The organism is Neobacillus drentensis (genome assembly GCF_036966985.1).
GTDB classification, from domain to species: domain Bacteria; phylum Bacillota; class Bacilli; order Bacillales; family Cytobacillaceae; genus Neobacillus; species Neobacillus drentensis_E.
The window spans coordinates 1-4,351 of record NZ_JBALSN010000697.1 but is presented as its reverse complement, the minus strand read 5'-3'; the positions used below and the strand labels follow the sequence as shown (position 1 = coordinate 4,351).

Sequence of the window (4,351 nt, the reverse complement as noted above, 5' to 3'; positions counted from 1 at the left end):
CTTAAATAATAAAAAGGTAGTCAACCTAGATTTTACGGCACAAAAGCAAGCTTGATCAAATTGGGAGTCTTAAATCGTTATCTTTGCATTTTGTTTACACAATTTGGCTAGTCAATCGATAATTCGTTAGTGGGATTACGCGTTTTAGCGAAAACTACCGATGACAAACAAAAACTGGAAAATATTATCGACATGACTCTGTCTGTCTCGGATTAAGCTTTCTTTTTTTGATATTTCGAGAATGATTGTTCTTAATTCTATGTGAGCCAACTGCGCCCCACCTGTCAGGAAGCTAATAAGCCCAGCGAGTAAAGGAGAAAAGTATATAAATCATGTTATCAAAGGAATCCCGCAAACATGCGGGAAACTAATGAATGATTATGAAATTTTAATAAGGTGGGAACATTTGGGTTATTAAAAACAACCAAACGTATAATAAAGCGTAATTTTGAAGGTGAGGGATCATACTGAAGGAAAAGATATGGAAGGAACGAAAGTAGAGATTATTCGGCATATAAAAGAACGAAACAAAGAAACGTTGATTGGGGTAGAAGTTTCCACAACCGTTTTTCCTTATATTTTAAGAGGTGTTAATTGGCTTGCATTGACTCGGTTGAATGTCCAATGAAGAAGCGTTTAAAAGTTTGGAATCGTCTAGGTGATGATTTGAAACCAACAAAGTTAAATGAAGATATGGTAAATGAAATCTCATTAAATGAGCTGCCAGAAGTATTAGCTGCCATATTAGAAGGAAAAGTACGTGGAAAAACTCTTGTAAAACTATAAAAGGATCAAATCACAACAAAACCATATGAACTTGCCTAGTGATAAGAGGCACATATAATACAATATTTAGTGATCGCCTGTCTCTCGAACGATGCATGGATACGTACGGGAACAATTTTAGACCATCCAACAACTGCACGTGCTCTGGTGTAGATAATTGGTTGTTATGAACACCATCATCAAGCAATTATCAAGGAAAGATATTTAAAAATACTTTTTCTTCTTGAAAGTTATTATTAAAGTAGTATAATTAGACCAACGATATATTTAATAAATCAAAATTCTTAATCGGTTGATGATTAAGATGATGGAAAGATGAAGTCTTAATGTTGAAAACTCACCGTTTTCATTAAATTTAAGATAGCCCAGTCTTTCCAAAGGAAAAAGCTAAATGCTTATTTCCTTTGGATTGGCTGGGCTTTTTGCTTTGTATAAATAAACTGGGAGTGATATCAATGCAAAAAGTAAAAAGGGCGGAAGAAATTATTGCAAAGGTTAAATCAGGTGACACCATTATGGTGGGAGGATTTGGTTTAGTTGGTGCTCCATTAAGTTTAATTAACGAATTGACGCGCCATGACGTGAATCAACTGACCGTGATCAGTAATAATCTAGGTGAACCAGGAAAAGGCCTAGGGATTTTATTACGACAAGGAAAAATTAGAAAAGCTATTGGTTCGTATTTTACTAGTAACAGGGAAGTGGGAGATCAGTTTAATCAAGGTAAACTTGAAATTCAGCTTATGCCTCAGGGAACGATGTCTGAATCGATAAGGGCTGGAGGAGCCGGTATTGGCGGATATTATACAAAAACAAGTGTTGGGACTAAATTGGCAGAAGGGAAGGAAGTACGCGAAATTAATGGAGAATTGTATGTATTTGAAGAGCCGCTGCGAGCAAATGTTTCACTGATTAAAGCTGCAAAGGCAGATACTCTCGGGAATTTAGTGTATTACAAAACGGCTCGCAATTTTAATCCGTTAATGGCCACAGCAGCTGACTTCGTCATTGCTGAGGTTGACGAGATTGTTGAGGCAGGAGAGCTTTCACCCGAGGAAATTGTCACCCCTCATTTATTTGTCGACGCCATTGTAGAAAGCCATCTGATTCTAACTAAGGAAGGAGTTGTAGCAAAAAATGCAATCAAATAAAGACGTTCAAGAGTTAATAGCGAAAAGGGCAGCGGCTGAACTGCAACCAAATTCAGTCATTAATTTAGGAATCGGAATACCCACACTCATTGCCAAATATGTGGATTCAGAGTTCGTTTATTTCCATACAGAAAATGGAATGCTTGGGGTTCAAGAGTTGAATAGTGAAGAAGATTTTGATCCAAACCTAGTCAATGCGGGAAAGCTGCCAATTAGTGAGGGAATGGGTGCTTCCTATTTTAATAGTGCAGACTCTTTTGCCATGATCCGCGGGGGACATGTTGATGTTGCCATACTGGGAGCACTGCAGGTTGATGAACAGGGGTATATTGCAAACTGGGCGATACCTGGGAAAAATATCATGGGAGTAGGAGGGGCAATGGATCTTTTAAGCGGGGCCAAAAAGATTATTGTTACGACCAATCATACCGCCAAAAATGGAGATTCTAAAATAGTTAAAAATTGCACATACCCGATTACATCCATTCGTAAAGTTGATTTGATTATTACAGAATTAGCTGTTTTTGAATTCCAAAATGATCAGTTAGTATTAAAAGAATTAATGCCTGGTGTCACTTTGAGAGAAGTTCAAGAAAAGACGGATGCAGACTTTAAAGTTATGTCAGTAAACGATGGAGGACATCATGAATAATAAAGTTTATATAGTAAGTGCACAACGGACAGCGGTGGGAAAAATAGGCGGAGCTCTAAAGGACTTACAGCCGGATGATCTATTACTTCCATTATTTCAGAATTTAATAGAAAAGAATTTGCTGCCTGAAGAAGTGATTGATGAAGTGATTATTGGTCAGGCAAAACAGAGCCAAGACCAAGCCAATATTGCTAGAGTGGCTCTTTTAAAGGCAGACCTGCCGGAGTCAATTCCAGGGTACACCGTAAATCGCCAATGTGGATCGGGTATGCAGTCTATTCATAATGGTTTCTTGGCAATTCGAGCGGGTCTAGGTCATGCCTATATTGTAGGGGGGGTAGAAAGCATGAGCAATGCCCCTTATTATATTCGAAATGGACGTTATGGCTTTCTTTCAGGAAACAGTGAAATTCTCGATCCGAATAAGGAAAGTCAACCGGGTTCCCAGCCTGTAGAGAAGTACGGAAAGCTTGTAATGGGAATGACAGCAGAAAATCTGGCTGAAGATTATTCGATCTCCCGTGAGGAGCAAGATTTATTTGCATTTGAAAGTCAGCAAAAGGCACTTAATGCCATTGAAAATGGCGATTTCCAGAACGAGATTGTTCCTGTAAAAGTTCTACAAAAAAAGGGAGAATCTATTATTTTTTCTAAAGATGAACACCCAAGGAAAACAAATTTAGAAAAATTAGCGGCTTTAAAACCTGTGTTTAAGAAGGACGGAACAGTCACAGCGGGGAACTCATCTGGATTAAACGACGGTGCCTCTATGTTGTTACTGGTTTCCGGTGAAATTGTGGATCGATATCAATTAGAGCCTTTAGTAGAAGTTGTAGGACTTGGAGTTTCAGGGGTAAAGCCAGATCGGATGGGAATTGGGCCTGTTGAGGCAACAAATAAAGCGTTAAGCATGGCAAATATACAAATTGAGGATATAGATTTAATTGAACTTAATGAAGCATTTGCTGCTCAATCGTTAGCTGTCATAAAAGAACTGGGCTTAGCAATGAATAAAACTAATGTAAATGGCGGAGCCATTGCACTAGGGCATCCGATTGGAAATAGTGGTGCTAGAATTAGTGTGACACTTATACACTCCATGTTGAAAAGAAAGGCGAAGTGGGGCCTTGCTACCCTTTGCATGGCTGGTGGACAGGGTATCGCAACAGTATTTAGGGCGCCGGTTTCCCCGCAAAATTAGGTTTAAAGTGCTGTTAAATACCGGTGGAATTCACTCCCTGCAATCACTGTATCAATATAAAATGAATTCCAACAAAAATACAAATTGAGACTATTGTTTTCGTATCATTTAATAAAACGAAACACATACATCTGGAGGAACTATCATGCGTAAAACGAATCACATGCATAAAAAGTCATTTCAAAAATTAGTACAGGAAATCAAAAAAGAACTTCTTAACAATAACGAGGAATTAGAAAGAATTGAAAAACGTATTGAACAACGTCATGAAATAAAACGATAGACGCAAAAATAATATGGATCAAATAAAATGGTTAAATAATAAGGATGTTCAATTTATGAAATTTAGAGTGAAAATATTTGATCATAAAGGAAAAGAACTTGAAATTGAAAATAAAGTCATAGGTGATATCAAATTTGAATCTGAAAGAGCAATTGAATTTTTTATTCAAGCAATTAGAAACAGTTTACCACCAAATTTCCTGTTTATAGTGATTCCCGAAAACCAAGCAGATGAATCGGATTGAATGATACCGATTAAATAAAAATCTTAAATGAATT

7 protein-coding genes are annotated in these 4,351 nt (G+C 37.3%); all 7 read left to right on the top strand.

Translation table 11 applies throughout. The annotated features are described in order from the left end of the window. Positions 1 to 481: 481 nt before the first annotated feature. The 7 genes from V7659_RS30680 (at position 482) to V7659_RS30650 (ending at position 4,317) form a co-directional block, all read left to right on the top strand. A complete protein-coding gene (locus V7659_RS30680; RefSeq protein ID WP_197032329.1) occupies positions 482 to 628 on the top strand; it encodes a hypothetical protein in 147 nt (48 codons plus the stop codon). Then, positions 625 to 786 carry a hypothetical protein gene (locus V7659_RS30675; protein WP_197032328.1) on the top strand — a complete coding sequence of 54 codons (162 nt, stop codon included), beginning with the start codon at positions 625 to 627 and terminating at the stop codon, positions 784 to 786. The genes V7659_RS30680 and V7659_RS30675 overlap by 4 nt, the downstream gene beginning before the upstream one ends. A 455-nt stretch (positions 787 to 1,241) precedes the next feature. Next, on the top strand, positions 1,242 to 1,937 hold the full coding sequence (locus tag V7659_RS30670) for a CoA transferase subunit A (protein WP_026565326.1): 696 nt from the start codon (positions 1,242 to 1,244) through the stop codon (positions 1,935 to 1,937). After that, on the top strand, positions 1,924 to 2,589 hold the full coding sequence (locus tag V7659_RS30665; protein WP_026565325.1) for a 3-oxoacid CoA-transferase subunit B: 666 nt from the start codon (positions 1,924 to 1,926) through the stop codon (positions 2,587 to 2,589). Before V7659_RS30670 ends, V7659_RS30665 begins: the two co-directional genes overlap by 14 nt. Continuing rightward, positions 2,582 to 3,790 (top strand): thiolase family protein, encoded by a 1,209-nt coding sequence (locus V7659_RS30660; protein WP_335543783.1) that lies wholly within the window; start codon positions 2,582 to 2,584, stop codon positions 3,788 to 3,790. Before V7659_RS30665 ends, V7659_RS30660 begins: the two co-directional genes overlap by 8 nt. 145 nt (positions 3,791 to 3,935) lie before the next feature. Next, positions 3,936 to 4,073 carry an FbpB family small basic protein gene (locus V7659_RS30655; protein WP_081825434.1) on the top strand — a complete coding sequence of 46 codons (138 nt, stop codon included), beginning with the start codon at positions 3,936 to 3,938 and terminating at the stop codon, positions 4,071 to 4,073. A 55-nt stretch (positions 4,074 to 4,128) separates the two neighbouring features. Continuing rightward, positions 4,129 to 4,317: a hypothetical protein gene (locus V7659_RS30650; protein WP_026565324.1), complete on the top strand. Its 189-nt coding sequence runs from the start codon at positions 4,129 to 4,131 to the stop codon at positions 4,315 to 4,317. Positions 4,318 to 4,351 lie beyond the last annotated feature (34 nt).

What these genes read in the sequence shown, in the direction of transcription:
- V7659_RS30680 (WP_197032329.1), top strand. Translation starts at nt 482, where the DNA reads ATGGAAGGAACGAAAGTAGAGATTATTCGGCATATAAAAGAACGAAAC.
- V7659_RS30675 (WP_197032328.1), top strand. Translation starts at nt 625, where the DNA reads ATGAAGAAGCGTTTAAAAGTTTGGAATCGTCTAGGTGATGATTTGAAA.
- V7659_RS30670 (WP_026565326.1), top strand. Translation starts at nt 1,242, where the DNA reads ATGCAAAAAGTAAAAAGGGCGGAAGAAATTATTGCAAAGGTTAAATCA.
- V7659_RS30665 (WP_026565325.1), top strand. Translation starts at nt 1,924, where the DNA reads ATGCAATCAAATAAAGACGTTCAAGAGTTAATAGCGAAAAGGGCAGCG.
- V7659_RS30660 (WP_335543783.1), top strand. Translation starts at nt 2,582, where the DNA reads ATGAATAATAAAGTTTATATAGTAAGTGCACAACGGACAGCGGTGGGA.
- V7659_RS30655 (WP_081825434.1), top strand. Translation starts at nt 3,936, where the DNA reads ATGCGTAAAACGAATCACATGCATAAAAAGTCATTTCAAAAATTAGTA.
- V7659_RS30650 (WP_026565324.1), top strand. Translation starts at nt 4,129, where the DNA reads ATGAAATTTAGAGTGAAAATATTTGATCATAAAGGAAAAGAACTTGAA.